General features: G+C 42.1%; 20 protein-coding genes, 1 tRNA gene and 2 pseudogenes. 13 read left to right on the top strand and 10 right to left on the bottom strand.

All coding sequences use genetic code 11. From position 1 onward, the window contains the following. Position 1 precedes the first annotated feature (1 nt). From R7P36_RS15250 to nspC, 4 genes are all read left to right on the top strand, one after another. A tRNA-Gly gene (locus R7P36_RS15250) sits at positions 2 to 77 on the top strand. Between the two features lie 898 nt (positions 78 to 975). Continuing rightward, complete coding sequence (locus R7P36_RS15245) at positions 976 to 3,852, top strand: pyridoxal phosphate-dependent class III aminotransferase (protein WP_213899818.1); 2,877 nt, start codon at positions 976 to 978, stop codon at positions 3,850 to 3,852. Positions 3,853 to 3,870: 18 nt separating this feature from the next. Continuing rightward, positions 3,871 to 5,115 (top strand): carboxynorspermidine synthase, encoded by a 1,245-nt coding sequence (locus tag R7P36_RS15240; protein ID WP_213899817.1) that lies wholly within the window; start codon positions 3,871 to 3,873, stop codon positions 5,113 to 5,115. Positions 5,116 to 5,218: 103 nt separating this feature from the next. Next, positions 5,219 to 6,352: a carboxynorspermidine decarboxylase gene (nspC, locus tag R7P36_RS15235; protein ID WP_213899816.1), complete on the top strand. Its 1,134-nt coding sequence runs from the start codon at positions 5,219 to 5,221 to the stop codon at positions 6,350 to 6,352. A 76-nt stretch (positions 6,353 to 6,428) separates the two neighbouring features. Here the strand turns inward: nspC and R7P36_RS15230 are convergent, their stop codons facing one another. Next, positions 6,429 to 6,941, bottom strand: coding sequence for a glycine cleavage system protein R (locus tag R7P36_RS15230; RefSeq protein ID WP_005376814.1), 513 nt, complete (start codon positions 6,939 to 6,941; stop codon positions 6,429 to 6,431). A gap of 221 nt (positions 6,942 to 7,162) precedes the next feature. Further along, positions 7,163 to 8,065: a DUF3943 domain-containing protein gene (locus R7P36_RS15225; protein ID WP_033905662.1), complete on the bottom strand. Its 903-nt coding sequence runs from the start codon at positions 8,063 to 8,065 to the stop codon at positions 7,163 to 7,165. A 191-nt stretch (positions 8,066 to 8,256) separates the two neighbouring features. Here R7P36_RS15225 and R7P36_RS15220 point away from each other — a divergent pair, with 191 nt between their 5' ends. Further along, positions 8,257 to 9,489 carry a CinA family nicotinamide mononucleotide deamidase-related protein gene (locus R7P36_RS15220; RefSeq protein WP_033905660.1) on the top strand — a complete coding sequence of 411 codons (1,233 nt, stop codon included), beginning with the start codon at positions 8,257 to 8,259 and terminating at the stop codon, positions 9,487 to 9,489. Positions 9,490 to 9,585: 96 nt separating this feature from the next. Here the strand turns inward: R7P36_RS15220 and yfaE are convergent, their stop codons facing one another. The 7 genes and pseudogenes from yfaE to R7P36_RS15185 all read right to left on the bottom strand — a co-directional run bounded on the left by yfaE (position 9,586) and on the right by R7P36_RS15185 (position 15,230). Beyond that, positions 9,586 to 9,867 (bottom strand): class I ribonucleotide reductase maintenance protein YfaE, encoded by a 282-nt coding sequence (gene yfaE / locus R7P36_RS15215; RefSeq protein WP_005376817.1) that lies wholly within the window; start codon positions 9,865 to 9,867, stop codon positions 9,586 to 9,588. Continuing rightward, entirely contained in the window at positions 9,867 to 11,000 is a 1,134-nt protein-coding gene (gene nrdB / locus R7P36_RS15210; protein WP_005376818.1) for a class Ia ribonucleoside-diphosphate reductase subunit beta, read from the bottom strand. The genes yfaE and nrdB overlap by 1 nt, the downstream gene beginning before the upstream one ends. Positions 11,001 to 11,555: 555 nt before the next feature. Continuing rightward, positions 11,556 to 11,924 (bottom strand): annotated as a pseudogene (locus tag R7P36_RS15205) (transposase); the annotation flags it as partial. 47 nt (positions 11,925 to 11,971) lie between these two features. After that, positions 11,972 to 12,585: pseudogene (locus R7P36_RS15200) on the bottom strand (transposase); the annotation flags it as partial. Positions 12,586 to 13,109: 524 nt separating this feature from the next. Further along, a complete protein-coding gene (locus R7P36_RS15195; RefSeq protein ID WP_039453131.1) occupies positions 13,110 to 13,514 on the bottom strand; it encodes a hypothetical protein in 405 nt (134 codons plus the stop codon). Continuing rightward, positions 13,492 to 14,334: a hypothetical protein gene (locus R7P36_RS15190; RefSeq protein WP_039453133.1), complete on the bottom strand. Its 843-nt coding sequence runs from the start codon at positions 14,332 to 14,334 to the stop codon at positions 13,492 to 13,494. Before R7P36_RS15190 ends, R7P36_RS15195 begins: the two co-directional genes overlap by 23 nt. 686 nt (positions 14,335 to 15,020) lie before the next feature. Next, a complete protein-coding gene (locus R7P36_RS15185; RefSeq protein ID WP_039453138.1) occupies positions 15,021 to 15,230 on the bottom strand; it encodes a helix-turn-helix domain-containing protein in 210 nt (69 codons plus the stop codon). A 51-nt stretch (positions 15,231 to 15,281) separates the two neighbouring features. Between R7P36_RS15185 and R7P36_RS15180 the strand changes: the two genes are divergently transcribed. The 6 genes from R7P36_RS15180 to R7P36_RS15155 all read left to right on the top strand — a co-directional run bounded on the left by R7P36_RS15180 (position 15,282) and on the right by R7P36_RS15155 (position 19,037). Continuing rightward, positions 15,282 to 15,875: a hypothetical protein gene (locus R7P36_RS15180; protein WP_318122223.1), complete on the top strand. Its 594-nt coding sequence runs from the start codon at positions 15,282 to 15,284 to the stop codon at positions 15,873 to 15,875. A gap of 1 nt (position 15,876) precedes the next feature. Further along, a complete protein-coding gene (locus R7P36_RS15175; protein ID WP_223976035.1) occupies positions 15,877 to 17,184 on the top strand; it encodes a HipA domain-containing protein in 1,308 nt (435 codons plus the stop codon). A 60-nt stretch (positions 17,185 to 17,244) separates the two neighbouring features. Further along, positions 17,245 to 17,454 carry a hypothetical protein gene (locus R7P36_RS15170; protein WP_047725754.1) on the top strand — a complete coding sequence of 70 codons (210 nt, stop codon included), beginning with the start codon at positions 17,245 to 17,247 and terminating at the stop codon, positions 17,452 to 17,454. After that, a complete protein-coding gene (locus R7P36_RS15165; protein WP_047725753.1) occupies positions 17,444 to 17,641 on the top strand; it encodes a hypothetical protein in 198 nt (65 codons plus the stop codon). Before R7P36_RS15170 ends, R7P36_RS15165 begins: the two co-directional genes overlap by 11 nt. Before the next feature lie 13 nt (positions 17,642 to 17,654). Continuing rightward, positions 17,655 to 18,017 carry a transcriptional regulator gene (locus R7P36_RS15160; protein ID WP_068864088.1) on the top strand — a complete coding sequence of 121 codons (363 nt, stop codon included), beginning with the start codon at positions 17,655 to 17,657 and terminating at the stop codon, positions 18,015 to 18,017. A gap of 882 nt (positions 18,018 to 18,899) precedes the next feature. Beyond that, a complete protein-coding gene (locus R7P36_RS15155; RefSeq protein ID WP_158005881.1) occupies positions 18,900 to 19,037 on the top strand; it encodes a hypothetical protein in 138 nt (45 codons plus the stop codon). 253 nt (positions 19,038 to 19,290) lie between these two features. Here R7P36_RS15155 and R7P36_RS15150 read toward each other — a convergent pair whose 3' ends face one another. After that, a complete protein-coding gene (locus R7P36_RS15150) occupies positions 19,291 to 19,845 on the bottom strand; it encodes a hypothetical protein (RefSeq protein WP_017789259.1) in 555 nt (184 codons plus the stop codon). Positions 19,846 to 20,167: 322 nt separating this feature from the next. Between R7P36_RS15150 and R7P36_RS15145 the strand changes: the two genes are divergently transcribed. Further along, positions 20,168 to 20,449 carry a hypothetical protein gene (locus R7P36_RS15145; RefSeq protein ID WP_017789258.1) on the top strand — a complete coding sequence of 94 codons (282 nt, stop codon included), beginning with the start codon at positions 20,168 to 20,170 and terminating at the stop codon, positions 20,447 to 20,449. 3 nt (positions 20,450 to 20,452) lie between these two features. Continuing rightward, positions 20,453 to 21,895, top strand: coding sequence for a DUF4041 domain-containing protein (locus R7P36_RS15140; protein WP_253651859.1), 1,443 nt, complete (start codon positions 20,453 to 20,455; stop codon positions 21,893 to 21,895). Positions 21,896 to 22,298: the final 403 nt, after the last annotated feature.

Genomic DNA, 22,298 nt, shown 5'->3' with positions numbered 1-22,298 from the left:
TGCGACACTAGCTCAGTTGGTAGAGCGCAACCTTGCCAAGGTTGAGGTCACGAGTTCGAACCTCGTGTGTCGCTCCAGATTTAAGGCCTAACATGAAAATGTTAGGCCTTTTTCGTATTTTTTGAAAATCTCAAATTTCTTTTCTGTCACAGACTTCGTTAAGTAACGAACCCTTTGTCTCATTGACTCAAGTGATTGTTCATTCTGCCACTGCAAAACATCTTAGCCATTCCTACTAGTCTATGTTTAAACCATCACTTGTGGAGAATAACCACTCTTGCTCCAGGCAAAGCTGTGACGAGAATGCTATCTTTTTAAATGTTCCGGATATAGAAAGGAATGTTTTACGATTAAGCAGCACAACCTTACATCTCTGTTTAGATGAGGTGATGATATCTCAAGAATATTTGTTTAAATAACAGGTGTTTGAGAGAAGCAGAAAAGCATAGATCATGAATATGAACATGCGAGTTGCGATGGGGTATGTTTTGTTGTGATTTACATCACTGTTACTAATATGAAAAATCGTTGCCAGAAGATTTTATTTTGTGATAAATTCGCGCGCAATCTCGGAGCGTAATTAACAACGTTTGATCTCTGGGGGATACGCGTAGTGACCATTCAAGCTGATTGTGACACTGCGTAGGGTAGGTATCGGCAAAGCCTTTTGTCGATAGACGGGATACTAATGCTGTAAACGCGGCATATTAATGGGAAACCCAACATTGAAACCTTTGAATAAACACACACTAATCAGCTTCATACTGCCGAAATGTCCTGTTTTACAAAACGGGTGCATTACAGAACCTTGATTAATCCCTTTTACATATAAAGCCGCGAGTATCGTGGCGGATGATCTGTATTTGTCATTTATGCACTGACAAATGCGGAGGGGTATTCACACCTCCTGTAATTTCATTCTAATGATTATTAATACAGGATACAGAATTATTATAATTCAAGGGATTATGTAGTATGAGCACTGCCTTTGAAGTCGATAGCAATATCGCAAACATTTTTTCGTCTCAGGTTCCTATCGTTGAGGGAACGTATGACTTAACGCCAGATCAAGTATTGATTGATCAGGCTGAGCATGAATCTGAAGTACGTTCTTATCCACGTCGTTTGCCGATCGCAATTAAACAAGCCTTTGGGTGCTTGGTTGAAGATACGCGTGGACAGATCTTTCTAGACTGCCTTGCGGGGGCAGGCACTCTAGCTTTGGGGTATAACCATCCTGAAATAAACCAAGCGCTGAAAGAACAATTAGATTCAGGACTGCCATATCAGACGCTAGATATTGCAACATCAGCAAAAACGACGTTTATTCAATCCGTTAAGTCTTTTCTTCCTCAAGAGTTAAGCGAGAACAGCGTTATCCAATTTTGTGGCCCGTCTGGAGCTGATGCGGTTGAAGCTGCTATCAAGCTCGCGAAACAGACTACCGGTCGCAACACTATGTTTGCCTTCCGTGGCGCATACCATGGTATGACTAATGGTACGATGGGGATGATGGGTAACTTAGGCACGAAAGCTCGTCGAACTGGTTTGATGTCGGATGTGCACTTTATGCCTTTCCCATACAACCTGCGTTGTCCTTTTGGGCTTGGCGGTGATGAAGGTGCGAAAGCAAGTATTCGCTATATCGATCGTCTTTTAAACGATGATGAGTCAGGCATTATGAAGCCTGCCGCGATTATCGTGGAGCCAGTGCAAGGTGAGGGTGGTGTTGTTCCTGCGCCAGCATTCTGGCTACGAGAGTTACGTCGTATTTGTGATGAACACGGTATCTTACTGATCTTCGATGAGATCCAGTGTGGTGTTGGTAAAACTGGCTACAATTTCGCGTTCGAAGAGTCGGGCATTGTTCCAGATATTCTGTGTTTATCAAAAGCAATTGGTGGTGGCTTACCAATGTCGCTATTGGTTATCAACAAGCAACATGATACATGGAAGCCGGGCGAGCACACAGGTACATTTCGTGGTAACCAGCTAGCTATGGTCTCTGGTGCGAAAGCATTAGAAATTATCCAGCGTGATAATCTTGTTGAGCATGCCAATATTGCGGGTCAGTACTTGCGCTACGGCCTTGAAAGTATTCAAAAGCGTGTGAACTGTATCGCAGAGGTTCGTGGCAAAGGTTTGATGCTAGGCGTGGAGATTAAAAATCCAGACGGTGAGCTCAATAAATTTGGTGAACCTCAAGCGGATAGTGAACTCACACTTTCTATTCAACGCGCAGCACTCGAGCGTGGCTTGATCGTTGAGAAAGGTGGACGCGAAGGCGCAGTAATTCGTTTCCTTCCTCCTCTTATCATCTCGTTTGAGCAAATCGACTTTGCTTTACGTGTATTTGAAGACGCGATTTTAGCCGCTGGCGGTAGTCACATCGAAACTCAGCCACAAGATGAATGGAAGAAGCATTTCATCCACACAGGAGAGATGGGCAGCAATGAATTTGCTTCGGTGATGAACCACACTACTACGGCAATGAAGTCAGTGTTTGAACAAGTGACTGCACCGTATTCAGGTATGGATCCAAAAGCATTGGAAGCAGCGATTCACGACGTTGATCTTGATAATGGAAATGCGCCTCTTAAAACCGTTATCGACGATGCTGCTGAGCTGGTCGCGAAAAACGCAATTTTTACTCAACATCCAGATTGTATTGCTCACCTACATACTCCACCGTTGATGCCAGCGATTGCGGCAGAGGCAATGATTGCGGCTTTGAACCAGTCGATGGACTCATGGGATCAAGCTTCATCAGCGACTTATGTTGAACAGAAAGTTGTGAACTGGCTATGCGATAAATATGAGTTAGGTGAAAAAGCGGACGGTATCTTCACGAGCGGCGGCACGCAAAGTAACCAAATGGGTTTGATGCTTGCGCGAGATTGGATTGTTGACAAACTCAGTGCACACTCAATTCAAAAGCTTGGCCTTCCTGAATACGCAGACAAGCTACGTATTGTATGTTCGAAAAAATCCCACTTCACGGTTCAAAAATCAGCGTCTTGGATGGGATTGGGTGAAAAAGCGGTCATGACCGTCGATGCTAATGCCGATGGAACGATGGATGTCACTAAATTAGACGAAGTTCTCAATCAGGCCAAAGCAGAAGGTTTGATCCCATTTGCCATTGTTGGTACAGCGGGTACAACGGACCACGGTGCTATTGATGACTTAGACTTTATCGCCGATATCGCAGCGAAACATGACATGTGGATGCACGTCGACGGTGCATACGGTGGAGCTCTGATTCTAAGTAGCCAAAAAGCGCGTCTGAAAGGTTGTGAGCGTGCACATTCCATCAGCGTAGACTTCCATAAGCTGTTTTACCAAACCATCAGTTGTGGTGCGCTATTGGTAAATGACAAGTCTAACTTTAAATTCCTGCTTCACCATGCAGACTATTTGAACCGCGAACACGACGAACTACCGAACTTGGTGGATAAGTCTATTGCGACAACTAAGCGTTTTGATGCGCTCAAAGTGTTTATGACGATGCAAAGCGTAGGGCCAAAAGCCCTAGGCGATATGTATGATCATTTGCTTGAACAGACGCTTGAAGTGGCGGACATGATTCGAGATAACAAACACTTTGAGTTGTTGGCTGAACCATCACTATCTACGGTTCTGTTCCGCGCGACACATGAATCAGCGGATCTTGATGAACTGAACAAAACGTTGCGCTTAGAAGCGTTAACACGCGGTATCGCGGTATTGGGTGAAACCATTGTCGACGATAAAACTGCATTGAAATTTACGATTTTGAACCCGTGTCTGACGACGGCGGACTTTGAATCTTTGCTCTCAAAAATCAATACGCTAGCGGCAGAGCTAGTTTAACAAAGGTAACGGAAAACTATGGCAATTCTACAGATTGGTGCAGGCGGCGTTGGCTGGGTAGTTGCACATAAAGCAGCACAAAACAACGACGTTCTGGGTGATATCACAATCGCATCACGTACCGTAGGTAAGTGTGAGAAAATCATCGAATCGATTCAGAAGAAAAACAATCTGAAAGATTCAACTAAGAAATTAGAAGCGCGAGCGGTAAACGCGGACGACGTAGATTCTTTAGTTGCTTTAATTAAAGAAGTACAACCTGACTTAGTGATCAACGCAGGTCCTCCTTGGGTGAACATGTCTATTATGGAAGCATGTTACCAAGCTAAAGTGTCATACCTTGATACATCTGTTGCGGTTGATTTGTGCTCTGAAGGCCAACAAGTACCTCAAGCTTACGATTGGCAGTGGGGTTACCGTGAGAAGTTTGAAGAAGCGGGCATTACAGGTATTCTTGGTGCTGGTTTCGATCCGGGCGTAGTATCGGTGTTTGCCGCATACGCAGTGAAGCATCTGTTCGATGAAATCGATACTATCGACGTAATGGATGTAAACGCAGGCGACCACGGTAAGAAGTTCGCAACTAACTTTGATCCAGAAACGAACATGCTTGAGATTCAAGGCGATTCGTTCTACTGGGAAAACGGCGAGTGGAAACAAGTACCTTGTCACTCACGTATGCTTGAGTTTGAATTCCCGAATTGTGGTTCACACAAAGTGTACTCAATGGCGCACGACGAAGTTCGATCTATGCAAGAGTTCATCCCGGCGAAACGCATCGAATTCTGGATGGGCTTTGGTGACCGTTACCTAAACTACTTCAATGTGATGCGCGACATCGGTCTACTCAGCCCAGATCCACTAACGCTTCACGACGGTACGGTTGTTCAACCTTTGCACGTGCTAAAAGCACTACTACCAGATCCAACGTCACTCGCGCCAGGCTACACTGGCCTAACGTGTATTGGTACTTGGGTTCAAGGTAAGAAAGATGGCAAAGAGCGCAGTGTATTCATTTACAACAACGCTGATCACGAAGTCGCATACGAAGATGTTGAACACCAAGCTATCTCATACACCACTGGCGTACCAGCGATCACTGCGGCTTTGCAGTTCTTCCGTGGCAAATGGGCAGACAAAGGCGTGTTCAACATGGAGCAGCTAGATCCAGACCCATTCCTAGAAAACATGCCATCTATTGGTCTAGATTGGCATGTTCAAGAACTGGAGCCAGGACAACCTGTTATCCATAAATTGAAGTAAGAATTTAGCGACTCTTATTTGTACGTTTAAGCCGATGCACTTGCGTCGGCTTTGTTCGATTTTATAGTGCCTTTGCTAAGGCGAAGGGACGTAAGGTATCAAAATGCAACAAAACGAACTAAAAACGCCATACTTCATGATCAATGAAGACAAGCTGATTGAGAATCTAGAGAAAGCAAAACAGCTAAAAGACATCTCTGGTGTGAAGCTTGTATTAGCACTGAAGTGCTTCTCAACATGGGGTGTATTCGACATCATCAAGCCTTACCTAGACGGAACAACAAGTTCTGGCCCGTTTGAAGTGAAGCTTGGCTACGAAACGTTCGGTGGTGAGACACACGCATACAGTGTGGGTTACAGCGAAGATGACGTTCGCGATGTGGCGGACATCTGTGACAAGATGATCTTTAACTCTCAGTCACAGCTAGCGGCTTATCGTCATATTGTCGAAGGTAAAGCATCGATTGGCTTGCGCCTAAACCCAGGTGTGAGCTATGCAGGGCAAGACTTAGCAAACCCAGCGCGTCAATTCTCTCGTCTTGGTGTTCAGGCTGATCACATCAAACCGGAAATTTTTGATGGTATTGATGGCGTAATGTTCCACATGAACTGTGAGAACAAAGACGTGGATGCGTTTATCGGCTTACTCGATGCTATTTCAGATCAGTTTGGCGAGTACCTAGATAAGCTGGACTGGGTAAGCATGGGCGGCGGCGTGTTCTTCACATGGCCGGGGTACGATATCGAGAAGTTGGGGTTAGCACTTAAAGCGTTCTCAGAGAAACACGGCGTACAAATGTATTTAGAGCCGGGTGAAGCGATAATTACTAAGACAACTGATCTCGTTGTAACAGTGGTTGATATTGTAGAGAACGTAAAGAAGACGGCGATTGTCGATTCAGCCACAGAAGCTCACCGCTTAGATACGTTGATCTACAATGAGCCAGCTTCAATTCTTGAAGCATCTGAAAATGGTGAACATGAGTATGTGATCGGCTCGTGCTCTTGTTTGGCTGGTGACCAGTTCTGCGTGGCGAACTTCGAACAGCCTCTAGAGATAGGACAGCGTCTGCATATTCTAGATAGTGCCGGTTACACCATGGTGAAACTGAACTGGTTTAACGGTCTACGTATGCCGTCGGTCTACTGTGAACGCTCGAGTGGTGACATTCAAAAACTGAATGAATTTGACTACTCTGATTTCAAACGTTCACTGTCTCAGTGGTCAGTGAAATAAAACGTATTGAGTATTAGAACGACAAAGAGCAGCTGAATTGCTGCTCTTTTTATTGGGGAAGCGTTAAAGGTAGCAGTTAGCTTTCTACAATTACACGAGTGTCTTCACTCAGAGATTCTAACTCATTGGCTATGTCTTCAATTTCTAGCTCGCTAGGCAGTTTTATCGCCATTTTAGCGCTGAATAAGCTAGAGCTTACCCCTCCGCCTCCTGCAATGAATACACGCTGACAATCCATATCTAAAATTGAGATACCTTGATTATCGAGAACGTGAGTAATTTCATTCACAATACCCGCTCTATCGTTGGCATCTAAACGAAGTTGGAAGATAGTGTCTTCACGATATGAGTGAGGCTCAGAGTCGACGAACCTAACAACAAGAGTCTGACAAGAAGAGAACGCTTGTTTAACGATGTCGGCATTTTCTCTTGGAAGCTCTACTTTGATGACACCTGCAACTTGGTCTTCGATAAAGTTTACTTTGCTGATCAGCCATTTCCCGCCGTTTTCGTGTGTGATTGCAGCGAGCTCTTTAATCGTGGCGGGTGACGCTTGTCCGACAAAATTAACAATAAATACGGTGTTCATAATGTCCCCTCCTGGAATCAAGGTTTGGACGCAGTACGAATAAACGTGCTACTTAAGTTATTGGAATAAATCCTTTTATTTAGTGTAGGTGCTAAGGGCAGGTAATGTTTGATGAAAGTCAATTTTTAACACTAATTCGTGATGCAAATAATTAAAACAATGTTCAGAGCACAAAAAAGCAGCCATCGTAAGGCTGCTTTTTACCGAGTATCAACTTAGGATTAGAACGTTACTTTTAACTCGACACCATAAAATTGACTGTCGTAGTTTGCGCCTGCGTCCATGGCGAATTTTGCAACATCTTGGTTTCCAAACCAAGGTGATGAATTGAATTGTAGTTCTGCACTACCGCCCCATGCATCAGTTACCCAATAATGAATATGTCCAACAGGGTTTAAGAAGAAGAGCGAAACATCACCTGCGGTTTCAGAGCCCATAACTTCGCCGCCGTTTGCAATAATGTCTTGCTCAGCCGTTAACATCATTTCACCAACAACAGCACCAAAGAATGGTGTGATAAAAATATCCTGCCAAGATGGTACTTCTGCGAACGCTTCCACGCCATACTCCCAAAAGAACGTCGACATAGTTGCGGAGTACAAAAACGATTGAAATTCATTATAGCCAGCGTGACGTGCTGCCGTGTAGTAAACGCCGCCAAAATATGGGTGCATGATGTAGTTGAGGACATGTTCATCGCGATCCCAAACGGGGCCGTCAGAGACATTATCTTTCCACTTTTGCCCCAACTTACTCATGTCTCGGTCTTCTTCGTCCCATTTGGTGATACTTTCTGGAAGAAAAGTCATCATGCCTACGGTCGCGATACTGAGACCTAGAATGGTGTAGGTTTGACCCATCAGATAATCCCAGTCTTTATCTTGAGGGATGATGAGATGTTTAGGCTGAAGCCCTGCGTCAAGGTTTAGCGAATCATCATTATTCTGTTCATACATAACACCGCGATTTTGAGCCTCGAAGGTGTACAGAGTCGTCGTTTCGCAGTAACCTGACAAGCAATCAGGTGTGTAAGAAAACTCTGTATGACGGCTTAGGTCATAGTGACTTGCTTGCGCAAGCGCTGACGAAGCCAAGCAAAGGCCTGTTAGAGTCGTCTTGAACATGGATGATTTTGACACAAAGGTCTCCGAGTTAATGGTGTATGTTCGGGCTCGTAATTATCCCTCAAAACATCAATCATTTAAACACTTGACCCTTATTTAGTCCCAACAAACCTCGGCGAGATTTGTCCAAATAAAAAGAAAAATAAGCGCTATAACGAAAATAGGATTGTGCTTACGTTCAGGAGTCAGTTGTGAAAATAGCAATGCTTAGTACTGGTGAGGAAGTCCTCCACGGTGATATTGTTGATACTAATGCGGCATGGTTGTCTAGCCTGTTTTATCAACATGGATTTGGCTTAACAAAGCGCTCAACGGTTGGTGATAGCCTATCGAGTTTGGTTGAAGAGTTTTTAATGCTCAGCTTTAACAACGATGTGGTTATTGTTAATGGTGGTTTAGGCCCTACAACGGATGACATGAGTGCTGCCGCCGCCGCGAGAGCCGCCGATTGTAAACTGGTGCTATTCAAAGAGTGGTTGCAGCATCTAGAAAGTTTGTATGCTCGACGTGGCATCCCTATGCCGGACAGTAATTTAAAGCAAGCAATGCTGCCAGAAACGGCAGAGATATTGGACAACCCGATAGGCACTGCTTGCGGTTTCAAAATGCTGATTAATGATGCCATTTTTTATTTCACACCGGGTGTACCAAGTGAATTTAAGCTCATGGCAGAGACGCAAATTCTTCCCGATCTGAGAAGAGTGTTTCCCGATGTGCAAGGTTCATGTTGTAGCCGAATCTACACGTTTGGTCTGTCTGAATCCGGTATTTCAGATAAGCTAGATCAGCTAAAACTTCCTCAAGGCTATGAGCTAGGGTATCGCTCTTACTTGCCTTTTATTGAAGTGAAACTTTTTGGTCCTTCAGATCAGCTTGAACAGCGTTTGAAACTCGTACAGATAATTAATAAACACCTTGAGAGTAATACCGTTAGTATTGATTTACCTATGGTTGAAAATGTCGGCCAGTTGTTGGTCGATAAAGGACTAACAGTGTCGACCTCCGAAAAAAGTAGCAGGGGATACTTAACGTACTGGCTAAACAGTGATGAAAACGCTGAAAAGCAACTAGGGCATGGTTGGGTACTACCGAGCCTGACTCAGGCGATGGGCAACAGCGGAGATCCATTAGCAGAAACGTTTGCTCTGGCTGGTGCTACGCGAGAGAAGTGTGGGACGGATTTATCACTCGTCACTGGCCATATTGAAGAGGGCGTTTTTTCCGTCGCTTTATCGACACCGTCAGGCGAGTGGGGAGCATTATATAAACTCTCGAAAAAGTATCAGCGCAATGATCAAGTTAAAGTGATCAGCACGGCAGCACTAGACTTGTTGCGTCGCTACCTAGAACGTAAACCGATGTTTGCGCATTATGCATTTTTAGAGAAAGTTAAAGAGATGCACCTCCCGAGCAGTGCTTTATAACCAAAGCTCTCTACAGTAGTCTGAGAGACAAAAAACAGAGACAAAAAAGCCAAGGTGATTACCTTGGCTTTTGCATTTTATACCGTCGAGTCAACGTTATGCGCGCTGCTTTTCTTTCATCGCGTAGTTAACGCCGCTAAGTGACAAATCTGATTTTGCTTTACAGATACAAGGTAATATTTCATCACTTTGTGTGTAAGCCATGGCAAAACCAACATACTCCACTTCACCAGACTCCAATTTGCAGCGACAGGCGCCGCAGTGCCCATCACGGCAGTTGTATTCTGGTAATAGGCCAGCTTGCTCCATTGTTTCCAAAATCGTATTGGAAGGGTTGGATTCAATGCTGATCAGTTTGTTGATTTTGAGTGTTGCCATTACAGCTCGAATCCTTCGAAGTCATCTGCGCGAACTTCATTGTCAATTTGACCCACAAGGTAAGAAGAGATTTCTGCTTCTTGAGGCGCAACTTGAACGTTATCTGAAGACAACCAAGCGTTAATCCATGGAATTGGGTTGGTTGTTGCTTCTGGATACGCTGCTGGTAGACCTACCGCTTGCATACGAATATTTGTGATGTATTCAACGTATTGGCTTAGGATGTCTTTGTTTAGACCGATCATAGAGCCATCTTTGAATAGATACTCTGCCCACTCTTTTTCTTGCTCAGCCGCTTCTTTGAATAGGTCAAAACAGTCCTGTTTTGCCTCTTCTGCGATTTGCATGAAAGTGAAGTCATCTTGACCGTTACGTAGCAGGTTGATCATGTGCTGCGTGCCGTTTAAGTGAAGTGCTTCGTCACGAGCGATCAGCTTGATGATTTTCGCGTTACCTTCCATTAGTTCGCGTTCTGCGAAAGCGAAAGAACATGCGAAACTTACGTAAAAACGAATAGCTTCTAATGCGTTAACAGACATCAGACAGATGTACAGCTTCTTCTTAAGATCGTACAGACTAACCTTAACCGTTTCACCGTTAAGGACATGCTCACCTTCACCGTAGCGATGGTAATCATTCGTCGCTTGAATCAAATCGTCGTAGTAGTGCGCGATGTCTTTTGCACGCTTCAGAATGTGCTCGTTCTCAACGATATCATCAAACACTACAGCAGGGTCGTTCACGATGTTACGAATAATGTGTGTGTAAGAACGAGAGTGAATCGTTTCAGAGAAAGACCAAGTCTCAATCCAAGTCTCTAGTTCTGGTAGAGACACAAGCGGCAGCAGTGCCACGTTAGGGCTGCGGCCTTGGATAGAGTCAAGAAGCGTTTGGTACTTCAAGTTAGAGATGAAGATGTGCTTCTCGTGATCTGGCAGTTTGTTGTAATCGATACGGTCGCTAGATACGTCTACTTCTTCTGGACGCCAGAAGAAAGAAAGTTGTTTCTCGATAAGTTTTTCGAAAATCTCAAACTTTTGTTGGTCGTAACGTGCAACGTTTACTGATTGACCTAGGAACATTGGCTCCTTCAATTGGTCATTCTTTTTTTGGTTAAAAGTACTGTAAGCCATAATGCCTCAATTCCTTTTAAACCTCCCCGTAAGGGGGAGGTTATCGATAGTCTGTCTTTACGGGTTCGCTAGGTACGGGAAGATTAAATCTTGTTATGCCGCGAGTTTTGAATGTAACATCGAGTGGGTGGGTCGGTATCATATCATTCAGCCCATGTGCGGTACATAATTAAACCTATCTAGCCCACCTCTTACAACCCTATAGCAGCAAGGTAATGTATAATGTTGTTATTGTAACATGAACCTTACCCATAATATAAACATAAATTGACTAAAATCAGATGTTATCTCTCCCAAGTATGTTACTCGAATGTCGGTAAGAACAAACTTGCATATTTGCCAGTTCTCAGGAAAAAATGTTACATATTTGAAGATAAAAAGTGTTGTGCGTAAAAGGAGTGTATCTCCTCGTAACATGGAGCTATCCCGTTAAAAGTGTTGGAGTGACTCAATGTTTGAAACATTTGTGCTATTCGATGCTTTATTTACTAATTCGAGTTCAGTTAAAAACGAGCCTAATATGACGAATTCTTAGGCAATAACTATCGCTTCAGGAATACCTAGCGTCGTAGCATCAATGACTAGATGCAGGACTGTTCCTTTAGTCTTTGTTTTGAATGCGACGTTAACTGTTTTGGCTCGCTTACTAATACATGAGTAATGAGGGCATGACAACGGCAGTTGTGCGAGCTTGAAAATAGACTTTATGAACCCTTGCAGACCTCTCGACTGCATTGAAAATACTCATTTAATCATAAGAGCAGTCGTAATCACTAAACAAACGAGGCCTCCCACGCTACCTTGTCTGATTTGCTTCCATAACTGGATAGCTTCTTCATCAATCTAAAATGTCAGTGAACTGCAATTGATTAAAGCCTGGTGATAGTGTTTCCAATTGGTTGTTTTGTAGTGAGGCTTGGCCATTGGTCTAAGTATTTGAATGAACTTAGCTGATCAGATCGTAGGTTGATGATATAGGTGATGTCTCCAGCCCATTTTTCATTCGGAGCCGATGCGCTAAAGTTCTGAGCCAACAAGTTTGGAGCAACAGGCATTTGATGCTTGCTGTCCGTAGTGCACTTAAACTTGCGTGTAGCTTTCGGCGTTAAATCTTGACGTTTCATACTGGCAGCAATGGTTTTAACATTGTAGTTATCACCGCTCTCAGACAGTTCTTATTGGATGGCCTTATGGCGATGCTTAACCCAGTAATAAAACCCACTTCGGGATACCCCGAACACCTTAGCCATACGCACAATACTGAAGCTCAGCAGGTGTTCGAGCATAAATTCATAGCAATTTACTTTAGATTTTTCGCGAAGTAGGTGGCGGCCTTTTTTACAATTTCTAGCTCTTCTGCTTGCTCAGCCAATTGCCTTTTTAGCTTGGCAACCTCTGCGGCTAGCTCTTGCTCTCGCTGACTAGTATTGGTGTCTTTCTTCGAGTTCTTCCGCCACCCGTAGATTTGAGATTCATGTAAAGAAAGCTGTTTTGCTGTCGCAGCTACTCCCACTTTCTCTGCTAGCTTCAGGGCTTCTGCCTTAAATTCAGGGGAATGTTTAATTCTAGTTTTCTTAGTTGTCATTGTTCACCTCGTTAGTGATTGTACTCACTTAACTCGGTGTCCAAAACTGCTGGGACGGATCATTCGTAAGGACATTCGTTTGAACTTAATAACGATACTACTTTTCTCTTTATAAAGTCCGATACTTCATTAGTCGTTTTAGAAGAAGTGAAGGTGTAACCTATTTCGTTAGCTACCGCTATAAAATCCTTCTTTGTTTTAAAATCTATACTCCAATCGTAACTCGATGTAGTCAGAGTAGAGAACAATTGATTCATCGCCACACCTTATATTTACAATAATATCAAAAACTTGCCAAATTATATGGTACTAAGTCAGAATACACCTTTTAAACTCACAGAGCGAGATAGATAGTGCCAGTGAACCAAATAAGGAAGCCCTGATAGGCCTTTTATCTATTCATTACTTTATGTACGTCAAAACTCAGTATCGTGAGCTGCACTGAGTATTAACATTAACTTGGAATGGGGCTGCCACTTTTCTGCATTGGCAAACCATTAATTAACTCAGGAATGGAAAGTCTCTTAACTCTCACCTCTAAGGCGATAAGCTAACCTCCCGTATTTCATGTGGGCAAATGAAGCAGCAACGAATAGAGTTATCTGCAACACGCCGACCCATTTACTAGGTTGCATTAAAGCAACAACATAAATCGTAACGCTAATTGCTGACATCACACTGGTAACCGTCATAAACCAATCAAGACCAACTTCGTTTAGCTCGCCATGATACTTTCTAGTAGCACTTCGAACATTGATAATTGAACTTGAATAAATCATCGCACTAGCAATAGACCAATCGCCTGTAAGCAACAAATCATCATACTTCCCCGTCAAGACCTTAACCAAGACAAGCAAGATGAATGGGGTGATAATGAACAGATAAGATGTAGCTACCGCCTTAAACTCATTCTGATGTTGGTATTTCATTCTGAGTTCCACGATAAGTAATGACTTCTTTGATCTCTTTTATCTTTGCATTTTTGATACGTTCTTCACCTTTCTCAACGACAACGTCATACTCTGCGTGAACTCGCAGATAGTCACTTCCCCCCAGACGAACCTCAGAGTTCAGATATTCATCCAACCACTCTTTGTGTGTAATTTCTGCGCTGTATCTCTTATGAGTCCTAGTGCTAATTACTTCCCACTTAGAAGTAGCCTTTTTACAAGGTTTAAAAACTTCAACGATTTCTTCACCGTCAAAGTGACCTCGGTCACTAGAGAACATCTTTTTGACATTACCAGTGAATCTAAAGTTAGGATCAAAAGGGATTACCTCAGCTAACTTAGCACCTTCATTGCAAACTTTAAGATACTCATCAGGTAACAGCTTTTTATTGCCCTCAGACCACTTCTCAGCAACTAAAGCAACATCTAAATCACTAATGTAAGGATCAAGGCGACTTGAACGACCTCTTATAGCCATCTCATTCTTCAGTCTATCTCTTTCATTATTAGTGACGTGTTGAACCTGCTCTTTTTGAGACATCTCACCAGTCAACTCCCTGAAAAGGGAGTCAGGCCTTGTCCACTCCTCAACCTTTAATAACAACTTAGCGAGAATGCAACCATGAGTAACCTCTTGCAACTCAACATCAAAAATCATCTCTGAATCAACAGCCTGAGCAATAATTTGCCCCATCTCCTGATACGCTGAAATGAAATCCCCCATAGCGTGAAATACTTCCGCAGGATTCTTCCTGTTAGAGTTGTATTCAAGGTGAAACTCTAAAACCGTTGCTTCCATTGCCTAGTCCGTTAATCATTATTGTTCATATGGTTATGAATTTTACATCATATTTAAGTGCCAACAAATGTTTGACCTCACCATTAGCTAGACTAAACATGTTGGCTTCTTAACTTGCCTACCAGAATCGACCTCGATTTTTTAAAGTCATATGTGATCAAACTTCATTGTTATCCGACTTACCTCACGCTTATTGGATAACATTTAGTAGGGCAAATTAGCACTAACGATTAACAGGACATAAAAGTGCGATATGACTAAAACGGTTTGGGGCGTGCGATGTGAGGTCGTATGAAGCGCTGTTCACCGCTCAATGTGTGAACCATCAGTATCACCAGATGAACCTAAGAGCCTGAATAAAGTAGCGGATCCGACAATGTAACGAAGGTTGGCATTCGCCAATCGGGATCTAAATCGTGAGAGGACGATCCTCCTGATAACCACAAAATTGGGTGAGTGCTAGGTAATCAGCATGATGAGCATACGTGAATTCGCATAAGGTGCGTTATACGTTGAAACAGCGGAAGTGGTTAATACGCTGTAGCCAAAAGGCAAGAGAATCGAAAGAGATTACCCCATGATCTTTCGTTGTCATTGAACTCTCCGCAACATAGCTGTGAAAAACAGCCCTATCCCTAAAATAAACTCCAATCGATTCAGTCCGAACTGCATACAAACCTAACTCATTAAGGCAGAAGTTCCTTCACATCACAGCCCAAAGTGTCTGCAATCTGATACAACTTTTCAAGCGTGATATTGATTTTACCGCGTTCTATGCGGCTCATATAGCTTCTATCTATCTCAGCGAGAAGGGCTAGTTTCTCTTGAGGTAAACCTTTGGATCTTCTCATTTGTACAATACGTTGGCCTACAGCTTCGGCAAGTTTCGTGTTCATGTTTTTTATTTATGAAATTAATTTCCTGAACAATGCACACTTGCGGACTATATGACCACGGATTATAATCCTCAAAATCAACTCAATTGGTCATTTTTTATGCAAACGAAGGTAAGAATCAGAAAAGAGCTATTTCTCGCCATTTATTACAATGAACACTTCTCTGCCAACGACCTAAAATCCTTTCCATTAGACAGTGATGAAAAAGAATACTTATCGGATGAATACGTCGAAAAAAAATTGAAGGAAATGTCGTTGATCGGCGCAGTCCTTTCATGCGGTTTCGACAAGCATGGTGATGAAGAATTTTCCAAAGGTTTTATGTTTAACCATATCGACTGGGAGGTCGTGGATTGCGACAATTACAGTGAGGACTCCAACTGCCTTTCTTTCAAAAGAGAAAGTCTTTTGACGATTTTGCAAGATAAACAGTCAGAGCTGTCAGAGTCCTATTCTCTTCATAAAAGGACATGGAAGCATTTCAATCAGTTGTGTGCTCAACACTCAGAACTTCGGCTGTGTTTAGACGAGTATATATCCGAGTATGACAATCGTAGATTGGATCTCAAAGCCGAAATGCTTGCAGTAGAAAACGCAATTACCTTCTACAAAAATACAGCCCACCCAGTAGAAAGTGGGAGCTAATTTGCACAATTCTATACTTTACGCACATGCCACAAACAACAACATGCTCGTGGGGCAGTTTGTCCAACAGTCGAAGACCTACTGGTCATTTTCATACTCTGATGAGTGGTTAGCATATGATTCAGCTTTCCCTATCTCGTTGAGCCTGCCGCTCGTAAAGGGACAATGCTCATCATTTAATACACTGAATTTTATTCACAACCTGCTTCCTGACTTGAAAGAAGAACGATTAAGCCTTGCTCACTCGGTAGGTGTGCAATCCAACGATGCATTCAATTTACTCTCCAAGATAGGTCATGATTGCACGGGCGGCATTTCATTTAGTCAGAGTAGGGAGCCGCCAAAGATAGGATGGAAATATCGAGAGATCTCGGCAAGTGAATTAAATGAACTCGTTACCCAGCGTAAGTCATTTCTTCCATTTTTTGGGGATTATCGACCTTGTATTTCGGGAACACAGCGAAAAACAACTCTAACTAGGTTGAACGGTAAATGGTATGTACCTCAAGAGAAATCACTAAGTAGCCACATTATCAAATACCCAATGGATGCAATTGCGCAAAGCAACTCAGTACTGGATATGAGCAGCAGTGTTGAGAATGAATTCATCTGTACTCAAATAGCGAAGGAACTTGGTTTTAAAGTGCCCGATATGGAGATAATAACGACTGAATCAGGAGCTAAAGCCCTTGCAGTAAAACGGTTCGACCGATGTTTTGGTGACGGAGTTGTGACTCGTAGACACCAAGAAGATTTCTGCCAGGTTTTTGGTGTACCTGAACATCAAAAATATCAATCGGAGAACAACCTAAGTGTCTCCAAAATTGTTGATGCTTTAAGTCTCTCTGCGGAAAGTAAGGCGAACAATCATGACTTTTTTAAGTTTATGGTTTTTCAGTATTTTATTGGTGCAACTGACGGTCATCTCAAGAACTTTTCCGTACATATTGCTCCTAGCGGACACTATCAACTTACACCGTTCTACGATTTGCTATCAGCTTACCCCGCTATCGGTAATAGAGGCTTAAATAAGCGTAAGCTAAAGCTAGCAATGGGACTGAAAGCATCACGAGGATACAAATATCATATCAGCAAAATTTGCTTACGGCATATAGAGCAGACAGCTAATCAGTTCGGTATCAGCAATACGAACTGTCATGAAATCGTCTCTGCCTTTCTCGCTCAATTTAGTAGCGCACTTAGCTCTGTAGACAATCGATTTCCTGAAAAGGAATTTTCGCTAGTAAAGGACGCAATATTTCAACATGCCACTAAGATCGTCGAAAAGTTAAACAGATCAATTAAGTAAACATCTCGGGTAACAATTATTGCCCATTTTGTAAACATACTCGTTAGCAGTGAGGGAAAGATGGCTGAAACCACGACCAATGGAAGTAACACGACTCTTGATTTGAAGCAGTCTTTCGCTCTGTTAAGTGTCGATAAGAATGGAATCGTAACGATGAAATTTGGTGATGAAGTAACGGTTTTTATGAACGACAAATGCCCAGCAATCGCAACAGATTTGTTAAAAGTGATCGCGTCAATAAAAACGGAAGCAGCTAACAATGGAACGTGAGGAAGATAAGAGTAAAGAGCTAACAGAACCTTCTTGTGAGAACCTGGGCGTAGCTCGCTTTTTAGCCTTGCTCGAAAAAGACATCGAGCAGCATACAGATAAATTAGTCGTTCCTTCTCATGAAATGAAAGAAGAATTAGATGAGAGCGTCGGTGATTATTCAGTCGATTTAGATGGCGACTATTAGGAGTGAGGATAGTATGAAAGCAAAAATCGGCATTCTATCAGAAGAGCTTGCTCGTAAGCGCATGATTCGGATTGCAGAAGGAAAAGTGACGTCTAAAGAACATTATCCTCAATTTTTGTTTGAGTCACTGGCTGTGCTTTCACAACTGTTGTCTAACGAAAATGTTGAGCTGCTGAATTTGATTGCTCGCGAAAAGCCAAACAGTCTTGATGAGCTTGCTGAAAAGAGTGGGCGCAGTATCAAGGATGTTACTGATACTTTCGAAGCTCTTTCATCTAAAGGTTTTGCTTGTATAGATACGAAGAGAGGTCAATCTCGACCAATTGCGTTGTTTACAACGTTCGAGATCGTTATGGGCAGGTCTCTTTTACTTTGAATTGCTAACATACAATTGGACAAAATCGAGTTAGATACAAAACTCTAACTTGTCCGCCTAGGGTTAGGGAAAGTATGTCAATGATCTGCTCCACTCAGATTGGACACTTCATTAAGCTAATAGGCGAAATTTGTCTAGAAGATCGGTGGCAGCAGTCCAACTCACTTAACTCAGTGTCCAAAACTGCTGGTGCGGATCATTAATTTTTGAGGCGAGCCTCTGGACACTGAACTTCCATAATCAATGTAAGATTGTTGGTAAGCCGCACCCTGATGCATTGATTTATCGTGGCTTTATTGATTATTACTTGGAGGGTAAACGTTTAAAACTGGTAGTTAATAAAGAGAACTACGACTCTTTCTTGTGCAAGATGCAGCATCACGAAAAAGCGATTGATTTTGCTAAAAATTGCCTAACGATTGATGACAAGGATGTATAAAAATCACTCTAGCAGTCACCTTTGTTCAACTTCAAGACAGTCTCCATAGAAAAAACCATAAAAAAACAATATATTGCTGTTTTCAATCTTGTATTAAAAGATATTTAGTTGCATAATTAAATTATATAAGTTTCTGATTTTTATTAAAAAATGACAAAAAACACTAATCGAGAACACCCAATTGTAAAACTACTGCGTTTGATTCTTTCACTGCTGGCTTTAGCTGTTTTGACATATATAACTCTTGAATTATTTGCTAACAGTTGGTGTCGAGCGGCCTTCGGTACTAGTATTGATGAAAATTCAAGCTGGGAATTGAAAGCTTGCGCTAAGTACTATTGGGATATCGACTTAGAAAATCGAGACGGTTGGTAAATCAACTCTAAAAACCCGATTTCAAGCAACGTTCAAACTGCTTAAAAGAAAAATAAACGGAGATACCCATGTCAGATGATTACATTTCAATAAAAGACCGAATGAAAAGCTTTGCGGTTGGTTTAGGCGTCATGATGGTCATTGCCTTCTTACTTCTGAAGAGCGGTGATTTGATCGGATACCTAGCAGAGTACTACGACTTGTAAGAAAAAGAAGAACAACGAGCCTCCATTAATATGGGGGCTTTTTTTATGGAGACGATTTCAACGCTCACTTATTTATCCATGCAACTTGTTAAAGTTCTTGACATAAGGAAAATTAAGTCCAACGGCAACAATTACATTCAAGCTCAATTCCGTACTGGCACACAATGGGGCAAAGATGAGTTACGCGTACTCTGGGAAACCGCTTATACCAGATTAGTAAAAGTATCTTGAAAACTTAAACACTTGTTATAGCTCATTTAGCGACATAAGATTCATGATTGATCGTTTTGTCGTACAGTCCTAAGTTTTTGTCGGAATATAGCTGAAATAAAGCAAGCACTAAAATAGAAGGTACTTTAAGAGATTCACATAGCTCTTTTGCCGTGATTACTACACCCGACTCACAGTCATCGACATAACCAACTAACTCGTTTAGTGTTGAATCAGGTTCACATAAGCCTGCCATATAGACAACATATGCTGGATTTAAAGGCTCAATAAAAATACCTGATTTTTTAAGCCAACCAGCACCAGAGAGAAGTAATATAGCCTTGCGGAACTCAGGACTTAACTCTTCATCAACCACATCGATAAAATGGCTATTTTCAGCTTTTATTTTGTCATATAGAAACTTGGAAACTTCAGGGACACTTGGGTGCAAAGATGATATTGGATCTTCAAGTGCTTGAAGGCGCTTCTCTAGAGCAATACCTTCTAACTCAGACTTTAACTGTAGAAAGTTTGATGCAAAGGGAAGTGATGCTCCAGCAACACATGCAAGCTTGACTAACCATTTAACATTTTCCATTTTCAGTTTCACCTATTTGAAGTTGATGAGCTATAACGCTTTTTATACGCCTTTCATGCCCCTATCATGCAGCCATTCCATTCACAGTTCAATTTATAATCAATAGGTTAATGGGAGCTATTGGGTATTAGATTGAAAAAAGCTGCATAATTTTTTAGAAAGTTTACTTCGACACTCCCTCTCTCCAGATACACCTTAATTATTCCATTGGTTTGATATAAATAACAATCATATCAGTTTCTCTATGCTACCATCGACATTTAAATGTCAGTTTTTTTAGGAGGACGTATTGGCTAGACGAGGTAGTGGCTTAAGAACAGTAATGAAGGTTGCTAAGGCAATAGATCGTGCCAACAAGCAAGCTGCTCGTGAAGCTCAGCGCAGAGAAAAGGCTCAACAACGTGCTTTAGCTCAAGAGATAAGAGATCAAAAAAGAGCCGTGCGTGAACTGGAGAAAGATATTAAAAGGCATGAGCGAGCACAAAAATCAGCAGCAAAGCAAGCTTTTAAAGATGCTATAGCTAGCGCGAGCGAAGAATATCAGGAACGCTGTGAAGAACGATCAGCACTTAGAAAGCGATTTATACAAGAGGTTTTAAAATAACTAATGGAAAATAACATACTGATATTGGCAGGGTTATCTTTAGTCGCAATTATATTGACCTATGTATTGACGAAACGAGCAGCGGATAAAAAAGCAGGCCAATACAAGTCTCTAGATGAAGCATTAACCAAAACCAAGAAAGAACTTGAAGCATTAGAACAAACTAACGAATCGGTTAAGCAATCCATCGTAACAGCTAAAAACGAACTGGAGATAGTTAACGCTGAAACTGCTGAACTACAGGATTTAAAAAGGCAAGACGATTCACTTAAGCTTAGTATCCAAGAGCAGCAAGCCCATCTTGATACTGCCAAGAGTACTTTAGTTGTACTTAATGCGAACATTGAAAAAGGCGAACTCGACCTAAACGAGTTAATGGGTGATATAGACCTGTATTCTCGCCTCGATGAATACACTGCTCATGGTCATTTTGAAATGCCACAATACCTTTATGAAACATCTACTCGATATGCTGAAGAGATCAAAGATATCAGGCAGCAGCAGAAAGATATGATTAAAGACAAGACTGCTATCACATTCCCAGATACAACAGTCATCTCTAATGATAAGTCTTTTAATAAGAAGATCCTAAACGGTCAAGTTAAGTTGATGCTTTCCGCATTTAATATTGAATGCGACATGCTTATTGGCAAGGTTTCTCCAAGCTCGTTTGGTCGAACGCTCGAGCGAATTGAAAAACTGGCGAACAATCTTGAGAAGTCGGCAGCGACTCTTGAATGTGGTTTTGACATTGATTACATCGAACTCAAATTCGAAGAATGCAAACTCCAATACCAATTCACGCTGAAGAAACAGGAAGAAATTGCGGAGCAGAAACTCATCAAAGAGCAGATCCGTGAAGAGCAACGGGCTATCAAAGAGTTTCAAAAAGCGATTGCTGATGCAGAGAAAGAGGAAAAGATGTATCGCAATCTTCTTGATAAAGCACAGCAAGAGCTTGCTAAAGCTTCTGAGCAAGAACGTAGTGACATGGAGCAAAGGATTGCCATTCTTGAGCAGCAACTAGCTGAAGCAGAGGCCAAAGAAGAACGTGCTAAGAGCATGGCAGAACAAACACGTAAAGGTCATGTGTACGTGATCAGCAATATAGGTTCTTTTGGTGAAGATGTTTATAAGATAGGCTTAACTCGAAGACTAGAGCCTATGGATAGGGTTAAAGAGCTTGGTGATGCCAGCGTACCGTTCCCATTTGACGTTCACGCTATGATTTATACCGACGATGCTCCTGCCCTAGAAACGGCACTACACCGTGAATTCCATGCTCAGCGTGTCAACGCAGTAAACCTCCGTAAAGAGTTCTTTAGTGTCGATTTAGATGATATCAAGGAAGCAGTTGAGAAGATTGCTGGCGTAGAGGCAGAGTTTAAGATGACTGCACTGGCTGAAGACTATTATGAAAGCCTAAGATTGAGCGATGCAGCATAAATACTTAGAGTAAAGTTCTTAGTTGGGACTAGGAACTTTACTTCTAATCTAATCGCTATTCGTATGTATGGAGGTAGACTAGAAAGTGTTATATGCCATGTAAAGATCATCGTGGTTAAATTTTATATATTTATAATCACTAGAGCCGAGGTTTTCACTGCCGCCTCTTCTCCTAAAGTCATGTTAAAAGTCCACCCAGAAATTAAATGTTTTGTAGTAGACTCTCCCTTTCCTACGGCTTTCAATGCTGGATAGTGGTGATTAGCAAATTTGACTACATAGTTAGAGTGCTAGTCATAAGGAAAGGCAAGTCAAATAGTGAGGATTGGAATCAGGTTAAATCTCGCTCTAGCTCACTTTGGGGCAGATGTGTTTTAGGCTTTGCTCTAACTCAGCCGATTTC

Source organism: Vibrio sp. 397 (assembly GCF_033339395.1).
GTDB classification, from domain to species: domain Bacteria; phylum Pseudomonadota; class Gammaproteobacteria; order Enterobacterales; family Vibrionaceae; genus Vibrio; species Vibrio alginolyticus.
The sequence above is the reverse complement of the archived record's forward strand: the minus strand, read 5'-3'. Positions and strand labels throughout refer to the sequence as shown.